This window comes from Arthrobacter sp. FW306-07-I (assembly GCF_021800405.1).
In the GTDB taxonomy this organism is placed as follows: Bacteria; Actinomycetota; Actinomycetes; order Actinomycetales; family Micrococcaceae; genus Arthrobacter.
This window is the reverse complement of the sequence record NZ_CP084550.1, coordinates 4,285,987-4,308,755: the sequence shown is the minus strand read 5'-3', so window position 1 is coordinate 4,308,755 and position 22,769 is coordinate 4,285,987. Positions and strand designations below refer to the sequence as shown.

The 22,769-nt window shown below is 66.0% G+C and carries 18 protein-coding genes and 2 pseudogenes; 11 read left to right on the top strand and 9 right to left on the bottom strand.

Annotation, left to right across the window (positions count from 1 at the left end; genetic code table 11):
- Nucleotides 1–2 precede the first annotated feature (2 nt).
- Nucleotides 3–620 (top strand): phosphatase PAP2 family protein, encoded by a 618-nt coding sequence (locus LFT46_RS19990; RefSeq protein WP_236800260.1) that lies wholly within the window; start codon nucleotides 3–5, stop codon nucleotides 618–620.
- Nucleotides 621–651: 31 nt separating this feature from the next.
- Here the strand turns inward: LFT46_RS19990 and LFT46_RS19985 are convergent, their stop codons facing one another.
- The 5 genes from LFT46_RS19985 to LFT46_RS19965 form a co-directional block, all read right to left on the bottom strand.
- A complete protein-coding gene (locus LFT46_RS19985) occupies nucleotides 652–987 on the bottom strand; it encodes a hypothetical protein (protein WP_236800259.1) in 336 nt (111 codons plus the stop codon).
- 175 nt (nucleotides 988–1,162) lie between these two features.
- On the bottom strand, nucleotides 1,163–1,591 hold the full coding sequence (locus tag LFT46_RS19980; RefSeq protein ID WP_236800258.1) for a universal stress protein: 429 nt from the start codon (nucleotides 1,589–1,591) through the stop codon (nucleotides 1,163–1,165).
- A gap of 44 nt (nucleotides 1,592–1,635) precedes the next feature.
- Complete coding sequence (locus LFT46_RS19975; protein ID WP_236820814.1) at nucleotides 1,636–2,928, bottom strand: aminotransferase-like domain-containing protein; 1,293 nt, start codon at nucleotides 2,926–2,928, stop codon at nucleotides 1,636–1,638.
- An 88-nt stretch (nucleotides 2,929–3,016) separates the two neighbouring features.
- Nucleotides 3,017–3,619 carry a GerMN domain-containing protein gene (locus LFT46_RS19970; protein ID WP_236820813.1) on the bottom strand — a complete coding sequence of 201 codons (603 nt, stop codon included), beginning with the start codon at nucleotides 3,617–3,619 and terminating at the stop codon, nucleotides 3,017–3,019.
- A gap of 221 nt (nucleotides 3,620–3,840) precedes the next feature.
- The gene (locus LFT46_RS19965) at nucleotides 3,841–4,398 is read right to left on the bottom strand and encodes an NAD(P)H-dependent oxidoreductase (RefSeq protein WP_236820812.1); all 558 of its coding nucleotides are present in this window, start codon (nucleotides 4,396–4,398) and stop codon (nucleotides 3,841–3,843) included.
- A 122-nt stretch (nucleotides 4,399–4,520) separates the two neighbouring features.
- Here LFT46_RS19965 and LFT46_RS19960 point away from each other — a divergent pair, with 122 nt between their 5' ends.
- From LFT46_RS19960 to LFT46_RS19935, 6 genes and pseudogenes are all read left to right on the top strand, one after another.
- Entirely contained in the window at nucleotides 4,521–5,132 is a 612-nt protein-coding gene (locus LFT46_RS19960; RefSeq protein ID WP_236820811.1) for a TetR/AcrR family transcriptional regulator, read from the top strand.
- Between the two features lie 266 nt (nucleotides 5,133–5,398).
- A pseudogene (locus LFT46_RS19955) lies at nucleotides 5,399–6,381 on the top strand (ABC transporter permease).
- Nucleotides 6,382–6,383: 2 nt separating this feature from the next.
- On the top strand, nucleotides 6,384–7,373 hold the full coding sequence (locus LFT46_RS19950; RefSeq protein ID WP_236800252.1) for an ABC transporter permease: 990 nt from the start codon (nucleotides 6,384–6,386) through the stop codon (nucleotides 7,371–7,373).
- Nucleotides 7,370–9,568, top strand: coding sequence for an ABC transporter ATP-binding protein (locus LFT46_RS19945; protein ID WP_236820810.1), 2,199 nt, complete (start codon nucleotides 7,370–7,372; stop codon nucleotides 9,566–9,568). Before LFT46_RS19950 ends, LFT46_RS19945 begins: the two co-directional genes overlap by 4 nt.
- A gap of 49 nt (nucleotides 9,569–9,617) precedes the next feature.
- The gene (locus LFT46_RS19940) at nucleotides 9,618–11,321 is read left to right on the top strand and encodes an ABC transporter family substrate-binding protein (RefSeq protein ID WP_236820809.1); all 1,704 of its coding nucleotides are present in this window, start codon (nucleotides 9,618–9,620) and stop codon (nucleotides 11,319–11,321) included.
- Between the two features lie 109 nt (nucleotides 11,322–11,430).
- Nucleotides 11,431–12,513: a Gfo/Idh/MocA family protein gene (locus tag LFT46_RS19935; protein ID WP_236820808.1), complete on the top strand. Its 1,083-nt coding sequence runs from the start codon at nucleotides 11,431–11,433 to the stop codon at nucleotides 12,511–12,513.
- Nucleotides 12,514–12,564: 51 nt separating this feature from the next.
- Here the strand turns inward: LFT46_RS19935 and ald are convergent, their stop codons facing one another.
- Complete coding sequence (ald, locus tag LFT46_RS19930; RefSeq protein ID WP_236820807.1) at nucleotides 12,565–13,683, bottom strand: alanine dehydrogenase; 1,119 nt, start codon at nucleotides 13,681–13,683, stop codon at nucleotides 12,565–12,567.
- Between the two features lie 89 nt (nucleotides 13,684–13,772).
- Here ald and LFT46_RS19925 point away from each other — a divergent pair.
- Nucleotides 13,773–15,138: pseudogene (locus LFT46_RS19925) on the top strand (PucR family transcriptional regulator).
- Here LFT46_RS19925 and LFT46_RS19920 read toward each other — a convergent pair.
- Genes LFT46_RS19920 through ptsP form a run of 3 tightly spaced genes read right to left on the bottom strand, consistent with a single transcriptional unit; the run spans nucleotide 15,101 to nucleotide 18,090 of the window.
- Nucleotides 15,101–15,919: an alpha/beta fold hydrolase gene (locus LFT46_RS19920; protein ID WP_236800247.1), complete on the bottom strand. Its 819-nt coding sequence runs from the start codon at nucleotides 15,917–15,919 to the stop codon at nucleotides 15,101–15,103. The pseudogene LFT46_RS19925 and the gene LFT46_RS19920 overlap by 38 nt on opposite strands.
- 11 nt (nucleotides 15,920–15,930) lie before the next feature.
- On the bottom strand, nucleotides 15,931–16,353 hold the full coding sequence (locus LFT46_RS19915) for a helix-turn-helix domain-containing protein (RefSeq protein WP_236800246.1): 423 nt from the start codon (nucleotides 16,351–16,353) through the stop codon (nucleotides 15,931–15,933).
- 51 nt (nucleotides 16,354–16,404) lie between these two features.
- Nucleotides 16,405–18,090, bottom strand: coding sequence for a phosphoenolpyruvate--protein phosphotransferase (gene ptsP / locus LFT46_RS19910; protein ID WP_236800245.1), 1,686 nt, complete (start codon nucleotides 18,088–18,090; stop codon nucleotides 16,405–16,407).
- Between the two features lie 162 nt (nucleotides 18,091–18,252).
- On the opposite strand from ptsP, the gene LFT46_RS19905 reads away from it, so the two are divergent.
- The 3 genes from LFT46_RS19905 (at nucleotide 18,253) to LFT46_RS19895 (ending at nucleotide 22,334) form a co-directional block, all read left to right on the top strand.
- Nucleotides 18,253–18,981, top strand: coding sequence for a TetR/AcrR family transcriptional regulator (locus LFT46_RS19905; protein ID WP_159629673.1), 729 nt, complete (start codon nucleotides 18,253–18,255; stop codon nucleotides 18,979–18,981).
- A gap of 90 nt (nucleotides 18,982–19,071) precedes the next feature.
- Nucleotides 19,072–21,171: a PTS mannitol transporter subunit IICBA gene (locus LFT46_RS19900; RefSeq protein ID WP_236820806.1), complete on the top strand. Its 2,100-nt coding sequence runs from the start codon at nucleotides 19,072–19,074 to the stop codon at nucleotides 21,169–21,171.
- Nucleotides 21,171–22,334 (top strand): mannitol-1-phosphate 5-dehydrogenase, encoded by a 1,164-nt coding sequence (locus LFT46_RS19895; protein ID WP_236820805.1) that lies wholly within the window; start codon nucleotides 21,171–21,173, stop codon nucleotides 22,332–22,334. Before LFT46_RS19900 ends, LFT46_RS19895 begins: the two co-directional genes overlap by 1 nt.
- Nucleotides 22,335–22,769: the final 435 nt, after the last annotated feature.

The window sequence follows — 22,769 nt, the reverse complement described above, 5'->3', positions numbered from 1 at the left end:
AGGTGACGGTAAGTGGCGGGTCAATCCGGGTCAAGAACCGGACGGCCAGATGGCTGACTGAGGTTTTCCAGCCACCGGTGGTGGTTTCCCTCCAGCTGCTGATCAGCCCGCTGGCGGAGGCGGGGTTTCCCGGGTCCATCGGTTACGGCGCGCTGGCGGCGGTCTTTGTGTGCGTGCTACCGCTGGTGGTGCTGCTTGTCCTGGTCCGAATGGGGAAGGTGACGGATCACCACGTCAGCGACCGGAAGCAGCGTGCGCCCGTGCTCCTGATGGCACTGGCCTGCATCGCTGTCGGCTTGCTGGTGCTCAACGCCGTGGACGCCCCGCCGAGTGTGGTGGCCATGGTCCTGGCGGTGGTGGGCGGAGTCGCCGTCCTGGCAGCGGTCAGCCCGTTTTGGAAAATGAGTGGCCACGCCGCGGCGATGTCCTGTGCCGCCGTCGTATCCGTGCTGATGCTGGGCCCGGCGTGGGCGCCGCTGCTGCTCCTGGTCCCGGCGGTCAGCTGGTCAAGGGTGGTCCTAAGGGCGCACACGCCGGCGCAGGTGGTGGCCGGTTCGCTCTTCGGCGGCGTGGTGATGGCCGGAATCTGGTGGCTGTTGCGGGGCTGGCTGGTGGGATGAAGCCCCGGGCAGCACGCGCAGCGCCGGGGCTTTAGTACGCGTTGTAGGCAGTCAGGGCGTCAATGACCGCCGGATCGGCAGTGGCTCCCAGGGCGACCGCAGCGCCGGTCATGAGGACCCCCATCAGGGCGGCCATGCCGGCCCAGGCGCTTAGCAGCTTCCAGTCCTCGCGCAGGACACTGCGGACGGTCTGCGGAAGCTGAAGCCCGGGAGTGATGAGGTTGGGCGCGCTGTCCAGGCTGCCGTCGTCCAGCAGCGCAACCACCCTGTCGTTGCCGCGGTCCACCCGCATGGAGCTGATGTGGTTGCCGTGGCGGGCCAGGAGGATATCGTGGCCAACGAGCTGGCGGCGCTGCAGAGTAATCAAGGAGGAGCCCTTCGCTGGGGGTGGAATCGTCAGTGTCCACGCCTTTGGGGGCCCCTACAACTTTATCGTTGCGCCACCAGCTGAAACGGTGATGTGGCGGTGAGAACGGACACCCCCCGCAGCGATGTCCGCCACCACGGGGAGTGTCCGGGGTTACTCCCGGGGGCTGGAGGGCCTAGTCGGCGTCGTAGGTGTTGGCGATGTAGACGTCGCACGGAGCGTTGTGGGCCACGCTGTTGGCCACGCTGCCAAGTACCCGGCCGATGCCGTGCATGCGCCGGTTTCCCACCACGATGATCTGTGCGTCCATTCGGACCGCTTCCTTGATCAAAGCGTCGGCGGGCCGTCCGCGTGCTGCCGAGTACGTCACGGTGATGTCGCGGCCCAGCGATTCCGCCACGGTGCGCGCCACCTGCTCTGCGGCATCCGCATCGGAGACGATCCACCGGTCGCTGCCGCTGCCGAAAACCTCAGTCCGGTCGCTGTCGAAGGCGGATACGACGTGCAGCGAAGCGCCCATGGCTGCTGCCAGGCCCTTGGCCGACTCGGCCGCCTTCTTTGCGGTCTCACTGCCGTCAACCCCTACAACGATGATTCCACCCATATGCATGCTCCTTTGCTCGGTTTACGGCTTTCGTGTGGCTTACGCTACAGCGCGGCGATGGCTTCCTGCAGCACCGGCGCCAGGCGGCGCACTCCTTCGGCGATCGCGTCGGGAGGCACGGCGCTGAAGGCGAGCCTCAGCTTGTTGGACGGCTCGTCCGACGGCGTGAAGGCGGCTCCCGGGATAAACACCACCCCGGCGTCGATCGCCTTGTGCAACAGAGGGTAGGTATCGACGCCTTCGGGCAAAGTCACCCAGACGAAGAAGCCGCCCTGCGGACTGGTCCAGGATGTTCCGGCCGGCATGAATTCCTTGAGGGCGGCCAGCATGGCCCGGCACCTTTCGGCGTAAAGCCCCCGGTAGGTCTCGATCTGCCCCTTCCAGTCGTACCCGCGCAGATAGGCCGAGACCAGCATCTGGTTCAGGGCAGGTGGGCAGAGCGTCACGGACTCCGCGGCAAGGTAATAGCGGCGCTGCAGGTGCTCCGGTACCAGGGCCCAGCCGATGCGGAGGCCGGGAGCGAAGATCTTGGAAAAGGAGCCCAGGTAGATCACGTCGTCCGGGTTGGCGGCCCGGAGGGGAGCCAGGGATTCCCCCTCGAAACGGAGCAGGCCATAGGGGTTGTCCTCCAGCACCAGGATATTGGCACGGCGACATATATCCACCACCTGCTGCCGGCGTTCCTTTGCCAGGGTGATGCCGGAGGGGTTGTTGAAGTTGGGGATGGTGTACAGGAACTTGATGCTCCTCCCGGCCAGCTGCAGGGCTGCGATGCGGGCCTCCAGCAGTTCCGGAACCAAGCCGTACTGGTCCATTTCCACCGTCTCCACCTGGACCTGGTACGCCTCAAAAGTGTTCAACGCGCCCACGTAGGTGGGGTCCTCCACCAGCACCACGTCGCCGGGATTGCAGAAAAGCTTGGTGGCCACGTCCTGTGCGGACTGGGAACCGGCGGTGATCACCACGTTCTCCGGTTTGGCATCGAGGATGCCTTCGGTGGCCATCACCTCGCAGATCTGGGCCCGCAGTTCAGCGGTTCCCTGCCCGGCGCCGTACTGCAGGGCTGTGAGGCCGTCTTCGGCGATGATCTTGGCGGCCGTCGCTGCCAGGCGGTCGAGCGGCAGCGACTGCAGGTAGGGGCTTCCACCGGCCAGGGACACCAGGCCAGGCCGCATGGAGATGTCGAAGACGTCGCGCACGGCCGACTGTCGGATGTTTGCCGCACGCTCGGAGAAGAGTTCCTCATGCCGGGGCGCCGAGGTGGCGGCACGTTCGATGGCGTCAATGGCCTCTGCCGGAAGCGTGCCGGCCGCAGCGTCAAGTGTCTCGTGGCTCACAGAGTCAGGATACAGCCAGCTGTTGCTTCAAAAGCAACAGCTGTTTATCCCTGATTTACCGGCGCGAGGTTCGGCACCGGGGGGCGCGCTACTTCAACTTCAGGTAGTCCGCCAAGGTCTCGCCGTTGATGTAGATGGCGGCTTTGACGGCGCCGACGGCTTCAAGTGCCGTCTGGGTCAGCTGGGCCTCAATGCGGGGAAGGTCGCAGGTCCCGCCCGGGTTGAGGGTTCCTGCCAGGTAGACCGTGACAGTGGTGCCGTCGAAGCTGCCGGACAGGAACCTTAGCCGGGAGCTGCCCAGCGCGTTGTACAGATTTTCCGGCTGCTGTCCACCGCCCAGGATGGCGTTGACAGCTGCCTTAAGCCTGTCGTCTCCCGCGCCGCCGGCCAGGGCAGCGCCAACCAGGCTGTCGTTGCAGCCAAAGCGGACGCCGTGCCTGCCGCCGTCGTCCATCAGCACGAAGTAGGCCCTGACCGGCGGGGCCGTAGCCTCGGTGCCGCTGCCAGGGGCGGGCGAGGCCGCCGGCGCCCCGCGTCCGGATTCAGTGCCGGCAATTGTGGGGGGAAGGAAGGCCAGTGGGGCGGCACTTGGTCCGGTGCTTCCCGCTGGAGCGGGGGATTGCCCCTCCGGGCGGGGGAGCGGGGCGCTGCAAGCGGTGAGCAGCAGGGCCAGGCATCCTGCGGCAGCCATGGCGGCACGCCCACAGCTGTCCCAGCGTCTTTTTCCTGCCATGGGGCCGCAATCCGATCCGGTAGTTCCAGTGGATTAACGCTACGGCCGGTCTTCCCGCCGGGGATGTCCGGACGGTACCGGTTGGGACAAGAGTTGGTCACGGTGCCTGGGCCTGCCCTTAAACGCGGCAGTGTCCGGGACGCACGGGGCGTACCGGACACTGCGGGGTGCGTGACGGGCTAGGCTGCGGGCGCGGATGCGGCCAGGGCGTCGAAGATGCCCTTGATCTGCTCCACTACCTCGGCGTCGTCCTTGGGGTGGACCTCGGCGAAGCGCACCATGGAGCCGGGGACGGCAAGCTTGACGTCTTCCAGGACCTTGGCGCCTGCGATGCCGGCGGCCTTGCGGGCCTCATCCTGGGCCCACACGCCGCCGTACTGGCCAAAAGCGGTGCCGACGACGGCGGTCGGCTTGCCTGCCAGGGCGCCGGCGCCGAAGGGGCGGGACAGCCAGTCGATGGCATTCTTCAGGGTGGCGGGAACGGTGCCGTTGTACTCGGGGGTGACCAGCAGGACGCTGTCAGCCTCTTCAGCGGCAGCACGCAGTGCTGCCGCCGCGGCCGGGACCTGGCCTTCGACGTCGATGTCCTCGTTGTAGAACGGGATGTTGCCCAGGCTTTCGTGGATCACCACGTCCACCTGCTCCGGCGCGTTGAGCTGGATGGCTTCCGCCAGCTTCTGGTTCGTGGATCCGGCGCGGAGGCTGCCGACAAGGGTCAGTACGGTGCTCTTGGTCATGGAAACTCCTGGTTTGGGGGGCGCGGCCGCAGGCCGCCTTCGGTCGAACTTCAGGCTTCGAGCCTTTCAACAGAGTAAACGGACCGCGGTCCGTTTCTATTCCCTCTGACTACACTGTCTTTGTGAGTTCCATCCCAGTGCGGCCGGAAACGGCTCCGGTTACGGCCGCGGAGCGCAGCGATGCTGCCCGGAACCGGGAGCGCCTCCTGCTGGCTGCCCGCGAACTGATCGAGCAGGGTGGAGCGGCCGCGCTCACCATGGACCGCCTGGCCGAGCACGCAGGCGTGGGCAAAGGCACCGTCTTCCGCCGCTTCGGGAGCAGGGCCGGACTGATGCTGACCCTGTTGAATGACTCCGAGGCCGCCTTCCAGGCCCGCTTCCTGTTCGGTCCGCCGCCCATGGGGCCGGGCGCTGCGCCCCTCGAGCGGCTCATTGCCTTCGGGACCGAGCGGATTGCCTACGTGGTGGAGTTCGGGGACCTGGTCCTCGCGGCCGGTCATGCCTCCCGGGGACGGTTCGAGGTGCCGGCCGTCGCCCTCTGGAACCAGCACGTGGAAATGCTGCTGCGTGAAGCCGGAGTGCAGTCGCCGGAGCCGTGGTTGATGGCCGGCTCCCTTACCGCAACCCTGGACCCCGAACGGCTCCTGCACCTCATCCGCGACCACGGAGTCACACGTGACCGTCTTGCCGTCTCGTGGCGCGATCTTGTGACACGTGTTGTAACAGCCGCGTAGGTTACGTGCTGGAGGTTCCGCCCGTCCAGTCATACAAACTTCACAGAACTATTCATAACGATCTGATACGGCGCGCCCGATTTCCGTGGATTACCGAGCTTTTTGGGTTGGGGCTTGTGATAGTTTCCTCTGGAATGTGACCCGCGACATAGTCCACCAGGACCGGCCCCAGGGCTGCGGGAAGCCAGCTACCCGCTGGTGCAGGACCCGGTGAGGCGGCACAATCCGTGCTTGTCCGGGGAAGACGGAAGGATCCAGCAGCGCACATGCTCAAGTACCTCGCCAGCCCGGCATCACCTATGTGGTGATGATCTTCCTCACCACGTCCGCCGGTTATTTCCTGGCTGTCAGTTCACTCAAGCCGGCACTCCTCGAGCAGGAGCGGATCCCCCGGCCAACCCCGGAACAGGTCGCCAACTCCATGCGGTTGAAGGGACTGGACCCGGACCTCAGCCCATGGGAGCGCTACGTTGACTGGCTGACCGGCATCGTCACCCGCTGGGACTGGGGCCGGAGCCCCAACGGTGCCTACGTCAACGCCGAGTTCGGGGACCGCGTCTGGATCTCCACCCGGCTCTTCCTGGCGTCGATCATTTTGACCCTGGTCATCGGTGTTGCCTTGGGCGTCTATTCGGCGGCCCGGCAGTACAAGTTCCAGGACCGCGCCATCACGTCCTACAGCTACCTTGCCTACATCGTGCCCGCGCCCATCGCCTACTTCCTTGTGCAGTTGGCCGCCATCAGCATCAACGAATCAGCGGGGAACCGCATCTTCTTTGTCACGGGCATCTCAACTCCAGGTGTCGAGCCCGGCTGGCCCCAGTTCGTTGACCTGCTGGCCCATTATGTTGTGCCCACGGTGGCCATCACCCTGGTGGGCTGGGGCGCCTACCAGATCGCGCAGCGGCAATACCTGCTGGACAACGTCAACGCCGACTTCGTCAGGACCGCCCGGGCTAAGGGCCTGAGCCGGAACCAGGCCATCGCCCGGCATGCACTGCGCGTCTCCTTCATCCCGGTGGCCCAAAGCATCGCCTTCACCATCCCGGCCATCTTCGCCGGCGGTTTCTTCGCCGAAAAAATCTTCGCCTGGCCCGGCGTCGGTTCCTGGAGCATTGATGCGATTTCGCTGCAGGACGTCAACGCCGCCACGGCCACCCTGGCCTACGGCTCCGTGATCTTCGCCATTGGCGCCATCCTGGCGGACTTCGCCACCACGCTTGTCGACCCGAGAGTGCGGGTGCAGTAGCCATGACCAACCTCAACGCCGTCGACCCGGCAGCCGTGGCGCAGGACGCGCACCTGGACAATGCCGATGTCGTCATCGGCAAAAACACCATCATCTTCCGCCGGTTCCTGCGCAACAAGACGGCCGTTGCGGGGCTGGCCATCTTCCTGGCCCTGACGGTTTTCTCGTTCATCGGCGGGTTCTTCACCCAGTGGGACAAGGAGACCATCGACCCCTTCAGCATCGGGATGCCGCCGTCAGCCGACCACTACCTCGGCACGTCCCAGGCGGGCATCGACCTCTACGCCATGACCGTCGAGGGCACCAGGATTTCCATCCTGATCGGCCTGGTGGTGGGACTTGTCTCGGTCCTGATCGCCGCGGTCTACGGCTGCACCATGGCCTACTTCGGCGGCAAGGTGGACAAGGTCATGCTGTTCGTCCTGGAAGCGCTGATCATGATGCCAGCGCTCCTGGTGGTGGCAGTGGCCACCAGCGGCGGAGGCGCAGGCCTTAAGCGCGAGCTGCCGTCGTGGCTGCTGCTCATCATCGTCCTGCTGGTGTTCAGCTGGATGGGCACCGCACGCCTGATCCGTTCCATGTCCATGTCGCTGATGCAGCGGGACTTCGTCAAGGCGGCCCAGTACATGGGCGTCCCGCCGCGCCGGATCGTCTGGCGGCACCTGGTGCCGAACATCGGCTCGCTGCTGATCCTGGACATCACCCGCGGCGTCACCGCCGCAATCCTTGCCGAGGTGGCCTTCTCCTTCATCGGCATCGGCATCAAGGTCCCGGATGTGAGCCTCGGCGTGTTGATCGGCGCCGCAACCTCGCAGGTGCAGACCTTCCCATGGATGTTCTGGGTTCCGCTCGCCGTCATGTTCCTGCTGACCGGATCCCTGGCCATGATGAACGACGGCCTGCGTGACGCCTTTGACCCCAGCTCCAGTTCCACCGGCAAGGCCAAGAAGGCCAGGGCCCGGAAAATCACGGCGGAAAAGAAGACGGCATGAGCAGCGAAACCACCACCGGAGCCACCCAGCCAGCACGGTCCGACGTCGAGCGCCTGCACGTGGCAGGGCTACATGCCCCGACGGACGCGGTCCTGTCGGTCCGCGACCTCAACGTCCGTTTCAATTCCGAGAACGGCGTGGTCCACGCGGTCCGGGGCGTCGACTTTGACCTGATGCCGGGAAAGACACTCGGGATCGTGGGTGAATCGGGCTCCGGCAAATCCGTCACCTCCCTGGCCATCATGGGACTCCTCCCGCCAACAGCAGAGGTTTCCGGGTCCGTCCGGCTCAAGGGCCGTGAACTGCTGGGACTCAGCGACAAGGACATGTGCCAGTACCGCGGCAACGACCTGGCGATGGTGTTCCAGGACCCGCTGTCCTCCCTCACGCCGGTCTTCACGGTCGGCACCCAGATCATCGAAGCGCTCACCATCCACCACCCCACCATGAGCAACAAAGCCAAGGAGGCGCGCGCCGTCGAACTCCTGGCCATGGTGGGCATTCCCAGCCCCAAGGAACGGCTGAAAGCATTCCCGCACGAGTTCTCCGGCGGCATGCGCCAGCGCGTGATGATCGCCATCGCCATCGCCAACAACCCGCGTGTCCTGATCGCCGACGAGCCCACCACGGCCCTGGACGTCACCATCCAGGCGCAGGTCCTCGAAGTGCTGCACACAGCACAGGAGGAGACCGGAGCCGCCGTCGTCATGATCACGCACGACCTGGGCGTGGTGGCCGGGATGGCGGACGACATCATGGTCATGTATGCGGGCAAGCCCGTGGAGACCGGCGCCGTGGACGATATCTACTACAACCCCCGGATGCCCTACACCCTGGGCCTGCTCGGCGCCGTCCCGCGCGTAGACATGGCTGAGAAGACTTCGCTGGTTCCCATCGCGGGCATGCCGCCGAACCTCCTGCAGCCGCCTACCGGTTGTTCGTTCGCACCCCGCTGCCCGCTGGCCTCCGACGCCTGCCTGGAGGGCGAGCCCGCCCTGGAATCCGTCGACGGCCAGGGACTGCACCGTGCCGCCTGCATCAAGTCCGACGCCCTGGGCGGGGATGTGGACGTCCACGATGTGTTCGCGGCCCCGCCCGTGCCGGTGTCCCGCTTCGACGCAATTCCCCGGGCAGAGCGGACCACCGTGCTGCAACTCAAGGACGTGAAGAAGCACTTTCCGCTGACCAGGGGCGCCCTGATCAAGCGCAGGATCGGCACTGTCAAGGCGGTGGATGGCCTGAGCTTCGATATCCGTGAAGGCGAGTGCTTCTCCATCGTGGGCGAATCGGGGTCTGGAAAGACCACCACGCTGCTGGAGATCATGGAGTTCCACCCGGACCAGGACGGCGAGGTGGTGATTGGCGGCCTGAGCAACAAGCAGGCGGCGGACGCTAAGACCAAGGGCAAGATGCGCCGCGAACTCCAGATGGTGTTCCAGGACCCCACCGGTGCCCTGGATCCGCGGTTCACGGTCTACGAGGTCCTTGCCGAGCCGCTGCAGAACGCGGGCATGGACCGCGCCGCCATCAGGAAACGGATCATGGAGCTGATGAAGCTCGTGGGTCTGCAGCCGGACCACGTCAACCGCTTCCCCAACCAGTTCTCCGGCGGCCAGCGGCAGCGGATCGGGATCGCCCGCGCGTTGGCCGTCAACCCCAAGCTGGTGGTCCTGGACGAGCCGGTGTCGGCCCTGGACGTGTCCGTCCAAGCCGGCGTCATCAACCTCCTGGACCACCTGCGCGCCGAACTGGGCCTGAGCTACCTGCTGGTGGCGCACGACCTTTCCGTAGTGCGCCACATCTCCAACCGCGTGGCCGTCATGTACCTCGGCAAGTTCGTGGAGATCGGGGCCGTGGACCGGGTGTTCGACAACCCCCGCCACCCCTATACCCGGGCGCTGCTCTCCGCCATCCCCGTGCCGGACCCGCACCTGGAACGAACCCGCGAACGCATCATCCTCCAAGGTGACCTGCCCTCGCCGCTGCAGGCACCCAAGGGCTGCAACTTCGCCACCCGTTGTCCTGTCTTCGCGGCGCTGCCGCCGGCCAAGCAGGAAAAGTGCCTCACCCTCGAACCACCACTGGAAGGCGCGGCATCCGCCACGGACCAGCGGTTCGCCTGCTTCTTCCCGGACGGGGAACTGGATGAGGACATGTTGGTGGTCCACGAACCCGCGGACCACCATGCACCCTGAGACTTCTCGACCCACACGCTCCACCACTCGCACCTATGAAGGGAAAACCATGAGGAAACTGAACAGGATCGGCGGAGCTGCAGCAGTTGCTGCGGCCCTGGCGCTGACGGCCTGCGGCGGCGGTGGCGGTGCCGGCGGCCCCGAAACCGCGAAGGGGCAGGAATCGGGCAGCGACCTGTCCAAACTGATCAGCATCAACGAGAAGCCGGCAGCGGACCTTCAGCAGGGCGGCAAAGTCACCCTGCCGCTGGGTAACATCGGCCCCGACTTCAACGGGTTCTCCAACAACGGCAACAGCGCAGACAACACTGCGCTCCACCGTCCTATCGATGGGGCCGGTACGTGGGGCTGCTGGGACATCGCCTTCGATGGCAAAGTCACGCCCAACAAGGACTTCTGCGAGTCGGTGGACAGCGAAGTCAAGGACGGCAAGCAGACCATCACCATCAAGGTGAACCCCAAGGCCACCTACAACGACGGCACGCCCATTGACGTCAAGGCCTTCAAGAACACCTGGAACATCCTCAAGAGCCCGGACGCCGGCTACGACATCGTCAGCTCCGGCAATTATGAATTCGTTGAGTCCGTGGAGGCGGGCAGCAGTGACAAGGAAGTCATCGTCAAGACGAAGCAGCCGGTCTACCCGCTCGACTCGCTCTTTACGGGTTTGATCCATCCCGCCGTCAACACTCCTGAGATTTTCAATGAAGGCTTCAACGGCAACATGCACCCCGAGTGGATGGCCGGTCCCTTCAAGGTGGACCAGTACGACACCGCCGCCAAGACGGTAAGCCTTGTGCCGAACGACAAGTGGTGGGGCCAGAAGCCGGTTCTGCAGAACGTGGTGTTCCGCCAGCTGGAAACCAGCGCGCAGATCGCCGCGTTCAAGAACGGCGAGATTGATGCCATGAACGCCAACACCATCTCCCTCTACAAGCAGCTGGACGGCACCAAGAACACCGATATCCGCCGCGGCCAGCGGCTGTTCGCCGGCGGCCTGAACCTGAACGCCCAGCGCATCACCGATGTCAACGTCCGCAAGGCGATCTTCGCCGCCGTAGACCGCGAAGCGCTGCGCAAGGTCCGTTTCAACGGCCTCAACTGGGAAGAGCCGAGCTCCGGCTCCATGATGCTGCTGCCGTTCTCCGACTACTACCAGGACAACTACCCGGTCAAGGAAACCGGCGCGGACGCTGCGAAGAAGGTGCTCACTGACGCCGGCTACAAGGCGAACGCCAACGGCGTCATGGAGAAGGACGGCAAGCCCGCCGCCTTCAAGATCAGCAACTTCGGTGACGATCCCACCACCTTGGCTGTGGCCCAAACCCTGCAGAAGCAGCTCCAGGCAGGTGGCATGGACGTGGGCATTGACCAGCGCGCCTCCGCCGACTTCGGCAAAGTCCTGGGCAGCCGCGAATTCGACCTGAGCATCTCCGGCTACACCGTCGGTGCGGATGCCACGGAAGCCGTCAAGCAGTACTACGACTCCAAGACCAATGAGAACAAGCTGGGCGACGCCGAGCTGGATAAGAAGATCGCCGACCTCGCGTCCATCGAGGACAACGCCGCCCGCAACAAGGCAGCCATGGATGTGGAGAAGGAACACATGGCCAAGTACTACTCCATGGGCGTGGTCTTCAACGGCCCGCAGATCTCCTTCGTCCGCACGGGTCTGGCCAACTACGGGCCGTCCCTGTTCCGCAGCCTCTCCCAGGTTCCGGACTGGACCACCATCGGCTGGGAGAAGAAGTAACCACCACTTCGGCGGCCTTAGCCACCTGACGTAGAAGCCGGCATCCCTGGGCACCAGGGGTGCCGGCTTTCTTCTTTGTGCCTTCGGCAGCGGCGGTAGCGTAGTTTCCATGACCGGTACCGAAGGCGAACCCCGCACCATCCGCACCGCCGTTGTCGGCTATGGACTCGCCGGCAGCGTGTTCCACGCGCCGCTGTTGGCCACCAACGCCAGCTACTCGCTTGACGTCATCGCAACATCCGACGCCGGGCGGCAGTCGGCTGCCTCATCCGGGCTCCCGGGGGTGAAGGTGGTGCGCGACGGGGCCGCCGTCCTTGAGCGGGCAGCGGACCTTGACCTTGTGGTGCTGGCGACGCCGCCACTGACCCATCACCCCCTGGCCAAGGCTGCGCTGGAGGCGGGCCTGGACGTGGTGGTGGACAAGCCATTCGCCGTCACCAGCGGGCAGGGACAGGAACTGGTTGACCTGGCCCGGCAGCGGGGCCGCGTCCTGACGGTGTTCCACAACCGCAGGTGGGACGGCGACTTCCTCACCCTGCAAAAGCTGTTGGCCGCCCAGGCCCTGGGTGCGGTGACCAGGTTCGAGTCGCGGTTTGAGCGCTGGTCGCCCACCATCGCCAAAGCCTGGAAAGCAAGGGCCACCGCAGCCGACGGGGGAGGAGCGCTCTTCGATCTCGGCAGCCACCTGATCGACCAGGCGCTGCAGCTCTTTGGTCCGGCCAGCGTGCTGCATGCTGAGCTGACGGCGCGGCGTTCCGACGAACGGGCGGAGGACGACGTCTTCCTGGCCCTGCAGCATAATTCCGGAGTGGTTAGCCACCTGACCACGAACATGCTGTGCGCGCAGCAGGGGCCGCGCTTCCGGGTGCTGGGGTCGATTGGCGGCTTCACCAAGCATGGGGTGGACCCGCAGGAGCCGTACATCGCCGCCGGCGGGAGCCCCCTGGACGCGGAGTACGGCGTCGAGGCCCCCGAGTGGGCCGGACTCCTGGGCCGCGGCGGCCACCTGGACCGGCTCCCCACCGAACAAGGTAACTACCCGGAGTTCTACCGCCTGCTGGCGAACAAGATCCTCGACGGCGGGGCAGCGTCACCCCTTCCCCTCCCAGTAAATCCAGAGGACGCCGTTGAGGTCCTGAAGATTATCGAGAGGGCGCGCCAACTGGTTAAAAGCCAATCGATTGCTCCGTAGGTGTCGTTTTGAGGGTTCAAAAGGACAAGTACGGAGCAATCGATGGAGGGACTAGGCCGAAACGAGCTCGTGCCAGTCGGCGACGAGGGGCAGGCCGTGGGCCTCGGACACGGAGTGGTGTGCCACGTGGCCGGCGGCGATGTTGAGGCCGGCGGCGAGGGCCGGATCGCGGTCGAAGGCGGCCTTGACGCCCAGGTTGGCCAGTGCCACGGCGTACCGCAGGGTGACGTTGGTCAGCGCGTAGGTGGAGGTGTTGGGCACGGCGCCGGGCATGTTGGCCACGCAGTAGAAGATGGTCTCGTGCACTTTGTACGTCGGTTCCTGGTGCGTGGTGGGGTGCGTGTCCTCGAAGCAGCCACCCTGGTCCACGGCGATGTCCACCAGGACCGAACCGGGCTTCATGCGGGCCACGAGGTCGTTGGTGACGAGCTTGGGGGCCTTGGCGCCGGGAATCAGGACTGAACCGATCACCAGGTCCGCATCCACCACGGACTTTTCGATTTCGTACTTGTTGGAGGCCACGGTCTTCAGCCGGCCCTGGTACTGGGTGTCCAGTTCACGGAGGCGGTTGATGTTGATGTCCAGGATGGTGACGTCGGCGCCGAGGCCCAGGGCCATGGCTGCGGCATTGGTGCCGGCCACGCCGGCGCCCAGGACAACCACCTTGGCGGGGCGGACGCCGGGCACGCCGCCGAGCAGGACGCCCTTGCCGCCGGCCGGAGCCATCAGTGAGGTGGCGCCCACCTGGACGGAGAGGCGGCCGGCAACCTCGGACATCGGGGCCAGCAGCGGGAGGGTCCGGCCCTCCTGGACGGTTTCGTAGGCGATGGCGGTGACGCCGGAGTTGATGAGCTCCTTGGTCAGCTCCGGTTCGGCGGCCAGGTGCAGGTACGTGAAGAGGATCAGGCCCTTGCGGAAGCGGTGGTACTCGGACTTGATGGGTTCCTTGACCTTCATCACCATGTCCGCGCGGGCCCAAACGTCATCGGCTTCGTTGACGATCTCGGCGCCGGCAATTGAATATTCCTCGTCGGTGATGCCCGAGCCCAGGCCCGCCCCACGCTCCACCAGGACGGTGTGTCCGTGGGTGAGGAACTCGTGGACGCCGGCGGCGGTGATGGCCACCCGGAATTCGTTGTTCTTGATCTCTTTGGGGACGCCGATGATCATCGTCTGCTCCAGTTTTTGGGGCCGGTGGGCCGGGAAATGCGGAAGGATTTTCGTGTTTCAACGATAAATCCCGCTGTGAGCCAGCCGACATGACGGGTGGGGGGCGCAGACTTCAAAACCGCGGATTTCTGAGGTTTTCCGCCGCTTCAGCTCGACATCTGTCGAGTCCTGAAGCGTCAGGTGTCGCCTCCTGTCCGTTCGTCCAGGGCGCTTTGAAGGCAGTACTGTTGGCCCATGCAGCAGCAGGGTGTGGAACAGCTGGTCGAACAGGTGGCGCAGAAGCTGGGCCGCGGCCTGTCCCTAGAAGATCTGGACGGCCTGCTGCTTGCCTACAGCTCCAACCAGTCCCACGCCGACCGGGTGCGGGTGAACTTCCTCCTGAGCAAGAAGGTACCTGCGGACGTGAGCGCGTGGCAGCTGTCGCATGGGATCGCCACCGCCGTGCGCCCCGTCGTGGTCCCGGCCAACCCGGACCTGGGCATGCTGGGCCGGGTCTGCGTCCCGCTGATGGTCCGGGGTTTCCGGGTGGGGTACCTCTGGGTGCAGCAGGACTCGGCGGAGGAAAGCCCGACGGCGATCCTCACCCAGCTGCCGGCCGTCAACCATGAGCTGGAGCTGCTTTCCGGCCTCCTGCTCGACTCCAATACTGCCGAATCCGAATTCCGGCGGAGTCGGGAGCGTGAGTTCCTGCTGGCCTGTTCCGGAGAACCCAACGCGGTGGCGGCGGTGGCGGGATGGAAGGAAGTCCAGGGCCGGGGGCCGTGGCAGATGGTCACGGTACTTGATGCCGACGGGTGGGCCAGCGGCCCGGACCCCATCGCGTCCACACTGATCCACCGCTCCACGGCGCTGCAGGCAACGGTGGGCATGGATGCCGCCCTCTTCAGTGCCGGCACGGAGACCCATTCGGTGGTGCTGTTCCGGGAATCGACCGGCCGCGCCAACCATGCGCAGGTCCTGGTCCACTACCAGCTGGAGCTGGCAAAGCGCTCTGGCCGTCCGGTCCACCGGATCATCCTGGGCATCAGCGAGGGCTTCGCCAAGACCAGGCAGCTCGCCGAGGCATACCGGCAGTCCCGCGTGGCGGCCCAGGCCGCGGCGGTGGATCCGCAGCTGGGCGAGCTGGTGGATTGCAGGTCCACCGGCGTGTACCAGCTCCTGGCTTCGGCCGGGGGAGGAGTGGGGGCCTGGGCGGACTCCGGATCGGTGTACTTCCGAATGCTTGAGGACCACGACCGCAACGGCGAGCTCATCCCCGTGCTGGAACTGCTCTATGACAACGACGGATCGGTCCAGGACGTGGCTGGCAAGCTCCACCTGCACCGGAGCAGCATCTACAACCGGCTGGGCCGGATCCGCCAACTGCTGGGCGTGGACCCCCTGAAGGGGCTTCCCCGCCTGGAACTGCACGCCGCGCTCAAGATGCGCCGGTGGGCCGCGCGGCCCAGGATTTGATGGCGTCGGCCACCAGCCGGGGGCGCAGGTGCTGGACCACGTGCCCCGCTCGCGCTATCTCGACGAAACTGCCTTGCTGCACCACGCGAGAGAGCCGGAGCGACCAATCGCCGCCTGCCACCTGGTCGTGGCTGCCCCGCAGGACCAGGACCGGCACGTTGATCCCCGCGAGCCGCAGCTCGGTTGGATAGGACATCATCACGGGCAACTCAGTCAAGTACCAGCGCGGGCCGCAGCGGAAGTAGTCCGAAACGACGAGCCAGTTGGAGGAGGCGCTCTCGCGGAGGAGCGCATCAAGGAACAGGGCCAAGCCCTGCCGCCGCAGGCTGCGGTGCCGCGAGTCCACCACCGGGCCCATTAGCACCACCCGTTGCGCCTGGCCTGGCGCGTAGAGGGCGGCCTCGATGGCGAACTGCACGCCCATCGAATGCCCCACCAGGATGTACGAGCTGATGCCGCTGGCCTTCAGCACCTGCGCGATGAAGGCGCCATAGTCCGCCACGGACAGCTGCCTGCCGGGCTTGGGTGTTGCGGCGAATCCCGGAAGGTCCAGCGAATAGGTGGGCGCGACGGCGGCAAGTTGGCCATGCAGGCGCCGCAGGTAGCGGTGCGAAACACCGATGCCGTGGATGAGGATATAGGCCGGTGCTGCCGCACCGGCCGCAGCCTCCAGTCCCGGTGCAGGAGTTCCGTCTGACCAGAGGATGCGCCCCTGAAAGCCGTTCGCTTCCACGTCGGCTGACTGCAGCGCAATGTCTTTCCGGGCCCGCGGCCAAGCCATCCGCGTCCGCACTACTCGCCCGCGCCGGCGTTGTCCCCGGCGTTCTTTTCCTGCTTGCGCTTCTGTTCCGCAAGCTTCTGCTTTTCGAGCCAGGCCATGATGTCGGCCGTCCGGATGCGGCGGTGCGAGCCGCGGTACTCCACCGGGATCTCGCCGCGGTCAGTCATGTTGCGCAGGTAGGTGTGCGAGATCCCCGCCAGCTCGGCTGCCTGCGAGGTGGTCAACATGTCCTCCACGCTGCTCACGGTCACCGTCTCGCCACGGCCCAGCCTGGCGAGGAGGTCCACGACGGCGTCCCGCGCCTGTCCGGGCAGGCGGTGGACGGTGCCGTCAACGAACACGGTGATGTCATTGCTGTCCTCAAGGGCGCGCGCAAGGCTGCGCGCATCGCCGGCGGGCAGGCCGGCCGTGACTCGGGGGGCTATCAGTGCCATGCATGTAGCCTATCCCGGCCGCAGCCGGCGTACCGGAGGCGGGCGGGGGCGTCAGAGCCCCAGCTCCTCCAGGACCGGCAGCTTCTCCCGGACCCATGCCCGTGCCTCGGTGGCGCTCGGTGCGGACAGGGCCAGCTTGGCCAGTTCCTGCGCCTCGGACAGGGTGACCGTCTTCAGGACCGCTGCCACTGCGGCCAGCGAGCGGGCGGTCATGGACAGGGTGCTGACGCCAAGGCCGGTAAGGACGACGGCGAGGGCGGGATCGGCGGCAGCCTCACCACAGACGCCCACGGGCTTGTTGTGGCCTTCCGCGCGGGAGCCTTCGACGGTCAGCCCAACGAGGCGCAGGACCGCGGGCTGCCACGGGGTGTTCAGGTTGGCCAGCGGGCCGAGCTGGCGGTCGGCGGCCATGGCGTACTGCGTGAGGTCGTTGGTTCCCAAGCTCGCGAAGCCGACTTCGCGGAGGATGGATTCGGCGGTGAGGGCCGCGGACGGAACCTCCACCATCACGCCCGGGGTCTTGATGCCGGCGTCAGCGCACATGGAGGCGAAGCGGGCGGCTTCTTCCGCCGTGGAGATCATGGGTGCCATGACCCAGACGTCGGCCTGGGACTGCTGCTCGGCCAGGGCGATGGCTTCCAGCTGCCGGTCAAGGACACCGGGGGTGGTGAAATCGGTGCGGTAGCCGCGGACACCCAGGGCCGGGTTGGGTTCGGTGGAATCGGTCAGGAAGGGCAGCGGCTTGTCGGCGCCGGCATCCAGCGTCCGCAGGACCACCTTCTTGCCGGGGAAGGCGTCGAAGACGCTCTTGTAGGCTGCGGCCTGTTCCTCGACGCTGGGTTCGGTGTCCCGTTCCAGGAAGCAGAACTCGGTGCGGAAGAGCCCCACGCCCTGGGCTCCCAGCTTTGCGGCCGCCTCGGCGTCCTTGCCGCCGCCCACGTTGGCCAGCAGCGGCACTTCGTGGCCGTCCGCCGTCGCGCCCGTGCCGGTGAATTCCGCGAGCAGCGATGCCGTGGCAGCCCAGGCTTCCGCCGTTGCGCGCAGGGAATCGTCCGGCTCGACGGTGATGAGGCCGGCAGCGCCGTCCACGTAGACCTCGGTGCCGTCGGGCAGTTCGTCAACACCGACGGCGGCCACCACGGCGGGCAGGCCGAGGGAGCGGGCGATGATGGCGGTGTGGGACTGGGGGCCGCCGCCGGCGGTGACGAGGGCCAGGACCTTGTTGGGGTCCAGGGTTGCGGTGTCCGCGGGGGCCAGGTCTTCTGCCACCAGGACGAAGGGGGCGTTGGAGGCGGGGATGCCGGGTGCGGCTACGCCCCGCAGCTCGGCGACGATCCGGGCGCGCACATCGAGGACGTCGGTGGCGCGTTCGGCCATGTAACCGCCCAGGTTGTGCAGCATTTCGGACACCGAGGAGCCGGATTCCCAGATGGCGCGTTCGGCAGAAACACCCCGGGCCACCAGCTTGGCCGCGCCCTTGATCAGCATGGTGTCCTTGGCCATCAGGGCAGTTGCTTCCAGGACGGCCTTGCCGTCGCCGGTAGCGTGGGCGGCACGGTCCTTCAGTTCGTCGTGCACGGCCTGGGCTGCAGCCTTCAACGCTGCGGTGGCTTCTTCGGCAGTGGTGTCAGGGGCCAGCTGTTCACCGGCGGGAGGCTCGCTGATCGGCTTGGGCATCTGCCGGATCGTGCCGATGACGCGGCCTGGGCTGACGCCTACTCCTGGGAAGTTCTGCACTGAAGGTCCTCATTCTCTGCCGGTAGACAGGCCCGCCAAGTGCTCCGGCGCCATGCCGGGTCCGGCCGGAGGACTGCTACGTCCAGGGGCAGGAAACGTGCCTGAAAAAATTGTATGTGATTCAGTTCATATAGCAACGCTATAGGTGCTAGGGTAGCGGTTATGAGTTTGGATGGCCAGCTTCCCCCCAAAATGCGGCTGCTTCGTGCTGCCGCGGAACTGTTGGCCAATTCCGCGGGAGCCCCGGTCTCCACCCGCCAGATCACCCAGCTGGCGGGGGTTTCGGCTCCCACGCTGTACCACCACTTCGGTGACAAGGAAGGTTTGTTCGACGCCGTCGTCGCCGCAGGGTTTGAAGAATATGTCGCGGGCGAAAGGGATTTCGCCCCCTCCGGACAGCCGCTTGAGGACATCCGGAGAATGTGGGACAACCACGTCCAGTTCGGCCTCAACCAGCCGGAGCTGTACCTGGTGATGTTCGGCAATATCCGCCCGGAAAGCCGGCCGGCCATTGTGGCCGATGCCGAAGCGTTGATGGAGGAGATGCTGAACAAGGCAGCGGCGGCGGGCCAGCTGAATGTCCAGCCAAGGGAGGCGGCCAGGTCCATCCTGGCGGCCAACGTGGGTGTGACGCTGATGCTGATTGCGGAGCCCGCCACCGAACGCAACCTCGAATTGTCCACCATGACCCGGGACGCCATGATCTTCGCGGTGTCCGCCGAGCCTGCCAGCGGCCCGGCCCCGGGCGGCACCGGGAAGTCCTCGGTGGTGGTGGCAGCGATCGCCCTGAACGCCGCACTTCAGGCTTCGCACTCTGACCAGCTTTCCAGCTCGGAACTCAAGCTCTTCCTCGAATGGCTCCACCGGATCTCCACCAGCCCGGCAGGTTAGCCGCACAACCCGGTAATACCCAGCAGTACATCGTCGTAATCATCGAAACCAATCCTGCGGAGCAGCAGGAAATGACGGTTAGGAAATCACATGGCAACAGAGACAGTTGCAAAACCCCGCACCAGCGCGCGCGTGCACGTCCAAAAGTTCGGGACATTCCTGTCCGGCATGATCATGCCCAATATCGGGGCGTTCATCGCCTGGGGCATCATCACCGCCCTCTTCATCGAGAAGGGGTGGCTGCCGGTTCCGCAACTGGGTGGTTTCGGTGAGACTGGCGGGAAGCCGAACATCGGCCTGGTAGGCCCCATGATCACCTACCTGCTGCCGCTGCTCATCGGCTACACCGGCGGCAAGATGGTCTACGACGTCCGCGGCGGCGTGGTGGGAGCAATCGGCACCATGGGCGTGATCGTCGGCGCAGGCATCCCGATGTTCATCGGCGCCATGATCATGGGCCCCCTTGGCGGCTGGACCATGAAGAAGATCGACTCGATCTGGGACGGCAAGATCCGCCCCGGCTTCGAGATGCTGGTCAACAACTTCTCCGCCGGCATCTGGGGCGCCCTGTTGGCGTTGCTGGGGTTCTACGGCATATCGCCTTTGGTCACCGCCTTCAGCACCGCCGCGGGCAATTTCGTGCAGTTCCTGGTACAGAACGGCCTCCTGCCGCTGACCAGCATCTTCATCGAGCCGGCCAAGGTCCTGTTCCTCAACAACGCCATCAACCACGGGGTGCTCACCCCGCTGGGCGTGCAGCAGTCCCTTGAGCAGGGCAAGTCGATCCTCTTCCTGCTGGAAGCCAACCCCGGCCCCGGCCTGGGCCTCCTGCTTGCGTACACATTCTTCGGCCGCGGTGCCGCCAAGGCATCGGCTCCCGGCGCAGCCATCATCCAGTTCCTCGGCGGCATCCACGAGATCTACTTCCCGTACGTCCTGATGCGCCCGCTGCTGATCCTGGGTACCATCGCCGGCGGCATGACCGGCATCGCCACCCTTGCCGTTACCAACTCCGGCCTGGTGGCGCCGGCCGCCCCTGGCTCCATTTTCGCCGTGCTGGCACAGACCTCCCGCGACAGCTACTTCGGCGTGATCCTCTCCGTGGTCCTGGCGGCCGCAGTTTCCTTCCTGGTCTCTTCGGTCATCCTGAAGACCACCAAGCACAGCGACGAAGCGGACCTGGGCGATGCCACCGCCCGCATGGAGGAGATGAAGGGCAAGAAGAGTTCCGTGTCCTCCCACCTGACCGGTGCCGGAACGGCTGCGGGCGCAGCGGCGGGCCGCGGCGGAGTGGGCGTGCTGGCCGGTCCTGTGCGGAACATTGTGTTCGCGTGCGACGCCGGCATGGGCTCCAGTGCCATGGGCGCTTCGGTGCTGCGGAACAAGATCAAGGCGGCCGGCTTCCCGGACGTCAAGGTCACCAACGCCTCCATCGCCAACCTTAGCGACACCTACGACGTGGTGGTCACCCACCAGGACCTGACCGAACGCGCCAAGCCTGTCACCTCCAGCGCCATGCACTACTCGGTGGACAACTTCATGAACAGCCCCCGCTACGACGAGATCGTTGACCTGGTCCGCGAGAGCAACACTGAAGGTACTGCGGCAACCGAAGGGCCGGACGCGGGAGCAGGTACACCCGGCGGCGCCTCCGCCTCCGGGCCGGCAGTGGCAGCGGCGGCCGACGCCGGCACCACCCACGGAGCCCACGCCGCCGACGCCCCGGCCGACGCAGCCCCTGCCCCCGCCGCCGGCTCGCCGGAGATCCTGGCCCGCGAGAGCGTGGTGCTGACCGGTTCGGCCACCACCCGCGACGCCGCCATCGACGAAGCCGGCCGGTTGCTGCTGGCCCGCGGCGCCGTGGACGAGGGCTACATCGCTGCCATGCACGAACGCGAGGAATCGGTGTCCACCTACATGGGCAGCTTCCTGGCCATCCCGCACGGCACCAACGCCGCCAAGGACCACATCCGCAAGTCGGCCGTGTCCGTCATCCGCTACCCGGAAGGCATCGACTGGAACGGCAAGCAGGTGAAGTTCGTGGTGGGCGTTGCCGGCATCAACAACGAGCACCTGCACATCCTGTCCTCCATCGCCAAGGTCTTCACCAACAAGGAGCAGGTGGCCCGCCTGGAAGCCGCCACCTCCGTGGATGAAGTCCTGGACCTCTTCGGAAAGGTCAACGCATAGTGAAGGCAGTACATTTTGGTGCCGGCAACATCGGCCGCGGGTTCGTGGGCCTGCTCCTGCACGATGCCGGGTACGAAGTGGTGTTCGCGGACGTGGCCGAGGAGCTGATCAACCGGCTCAAGGAGGCGGACAGCTACGCGGTGCACGAGGTGGGGGAGAACCCTGCCGTGCGCACCGTGGACAACTTCCGTGCCCTGAACTCCAATGCCCAGGAAGCGGAACTGGTCCAGGAAATTTCGACGGCGGACATCGTCACCACTGCGGTGGGTCCGCACATCCTGAAGTTCGTGGCGCCCGTGATCGCCAAGGGCATCGTTGCGCGGGAGCCGGACCTGGCACCCCTGCAGGTGATGGCCTGCGAGAACGCGATCAACGCCACGGACATCCTGGCCAAGGAGGTGGCATCCCAGCCCGGGGTTACCGCTGCGGTGCTGGACGGCAAGGCAGTTTTCGCCAACACCGCCGTGGACCGGATCGTGCCCAACCAGGAGGCCGGACAGGGCCTGGACGTCACCGTGGAGACCTTTTACGAGTGGGTCATCGACCGCACGGCCTTCGGTGATTCCGCCCCCGTGATCCCCGGTGCCACGTTCGTGGACGACCTTTCGCCCTACATCGAGCGCAAGCTGTTCACGGTCAACACCGGGCACGCCTCGGCGGCCTACTTCGGGTTCGAAGCCGGACTGGAGAAGATCTCCGACGCCATGGCGGACCAGGACGTGGCCGAGGACGTGCGGGCGGTGCTGGAGGAGACCAAGCAGCTGCTGGTGGACAAGCACGGGTTCAGCAACGACGAGCAGGAGGCTTATGTCCAGAAAATCCTGGTCAGGTTTTCCAACCCGTACCTGCCGGACACCGTCAACCGCGTGGGCCGCGCTCCGCTGCGGAAGCTGAGCCGGCACGAGCGGTTCATCGGCCCGGCCGCGGAACTTGCCGAACGCGGCGTGGTGCCCGAGGCCCTGCTGGGCGCGATCGCCGCCGCGCTGCGGTTCAACGATCCCGCCGACGCCGAGGCCACCGAGCTGGCCGGCATCCTGGGAGCGGCCAGCCCCGCAGAGGCCACGGCAAGGATCACCGGCCTCGAGCCGGAGCATCCGCTGTTCAATGCCGTCGCCGTCCTGGTGGAGGAGCGGCAGGCGGAGATGGCCCGCACCCCCGCCTGACCCGGTCCCCCGGGACTTACCGACGCACTGCGGAAACCACGACGCCGGCACTTACCCCTTGGGTTCTAGTGGTCGTTGCAACACCCCTTAGTTTTGGGAGTTGCAACGACCATGTCGTCTTTAAGCGAGGGCAGGACCCCTCGACGGAGCTATACCTCCGGGGAAAGGGAAGGGTTCTTCCGGGCACTGGCAAGCGCGGGGAGTGTTGCTCTTGCCGCGGCTGAGCTCGGGCTTAAACCGTCGGCGTGCTACCGGTGGCTGCGTGAGGCGGGAATATCTGCCGGCACCATAAATGGCGGGAATGTCCGTGGGGCGAGAGTAACCCCGGAGGTGAAGGCAGCGTTCTTCAAGGCTTTGGCGCGTACCGGTAGCACTACGGTTGCCGCTGCCGAACTGGGGTTGAGCCGTCAAACTTGTTACAAGTGGACCCAGAAG

Coding starts and splice junctions, on each gene's coding strand:
- LFT46_RS19980 (WP_236800258.1), bottom strand. CDS start 1,591: ATGGGTGGAATCATCGTTGTAGGGGTTGACGGCAGTGAGACCGCAAAG.
- LFT46_RS19970 (WP_236820813.1), bottom strand. CDS start 3,619: ATGGCTGCCGCAGGATGCCTGGCCCTGCTGCTCACCGCTTGCAGCGCC.
- LFT46_RS19965 (WP_236820812.1), bottom strand. CDS start 4,398: ATGACCAAGAGCACCGTACTGACCCTTGTCGGCAGCCTCCGCGCCGGA.
- LFT46_RS19950 (WP_236800252.1), top strand. CDS start 6,384: ATGACCAACCTCAACGCCGTCGACCCGGCAGCCGTGGCGCAGGACGCG.
- LFT46_RS19945 (WP_236820810.1), top strand. CDS start 7,370: ATGAGCAGCGAAACCACCACCGGAGCCACCCAGCCAGCACGGTCCGAC.
- LFT46_RS19940 (WP_236820809.1), top strand. CDS start 9,618: ATGAGGAAACTGAACAGGATCGGCGGAGCTGCAGCAGTTGCTGCGGCC.
- LFT46_RS19935 (WP_236820808.1), top strand. CDS start 11,431: ATGACCGGTACCGAAGGCGAACCCCGCACCATCCGCACCGCCGTTGTC.
- ald (WP_236820807.1), bottom strand. CDS start 13,683: ATGATCATCGGCGTCCCCAAAGAGATCAAGAACAACGAATTCCGGGTG.
- LFT46_RS19920 (WP_236800247.1), bottom strand. CDS start 15,919: ATGGCTTGGCCGCGGGCCCGGAAAGACATTGCGCTGCAGTCAGCCGAC.
- LFT46_RS19915 (WP_236800246.1), bottom strand. CDS start 16,353: ATGGCACTGATAGCCCCCCGAGTCACGGCCGGCCTGCCCGCCGGCGAT.
- LFT46_RS19905 (WP_159629673.1), top strand. CDS start 18,253: ATGAGTTTGGATGGCCAGCTTCCCCCCAAAATGCGGCTGCTTCGTGCT.
- LFT46_RS19900 (WP_236820806.1), top strand. CDS start 19,072: ATGGCAACAGAGACAGTTGCAAAACCCCGCACCAGCGCGCGCGTGCAC.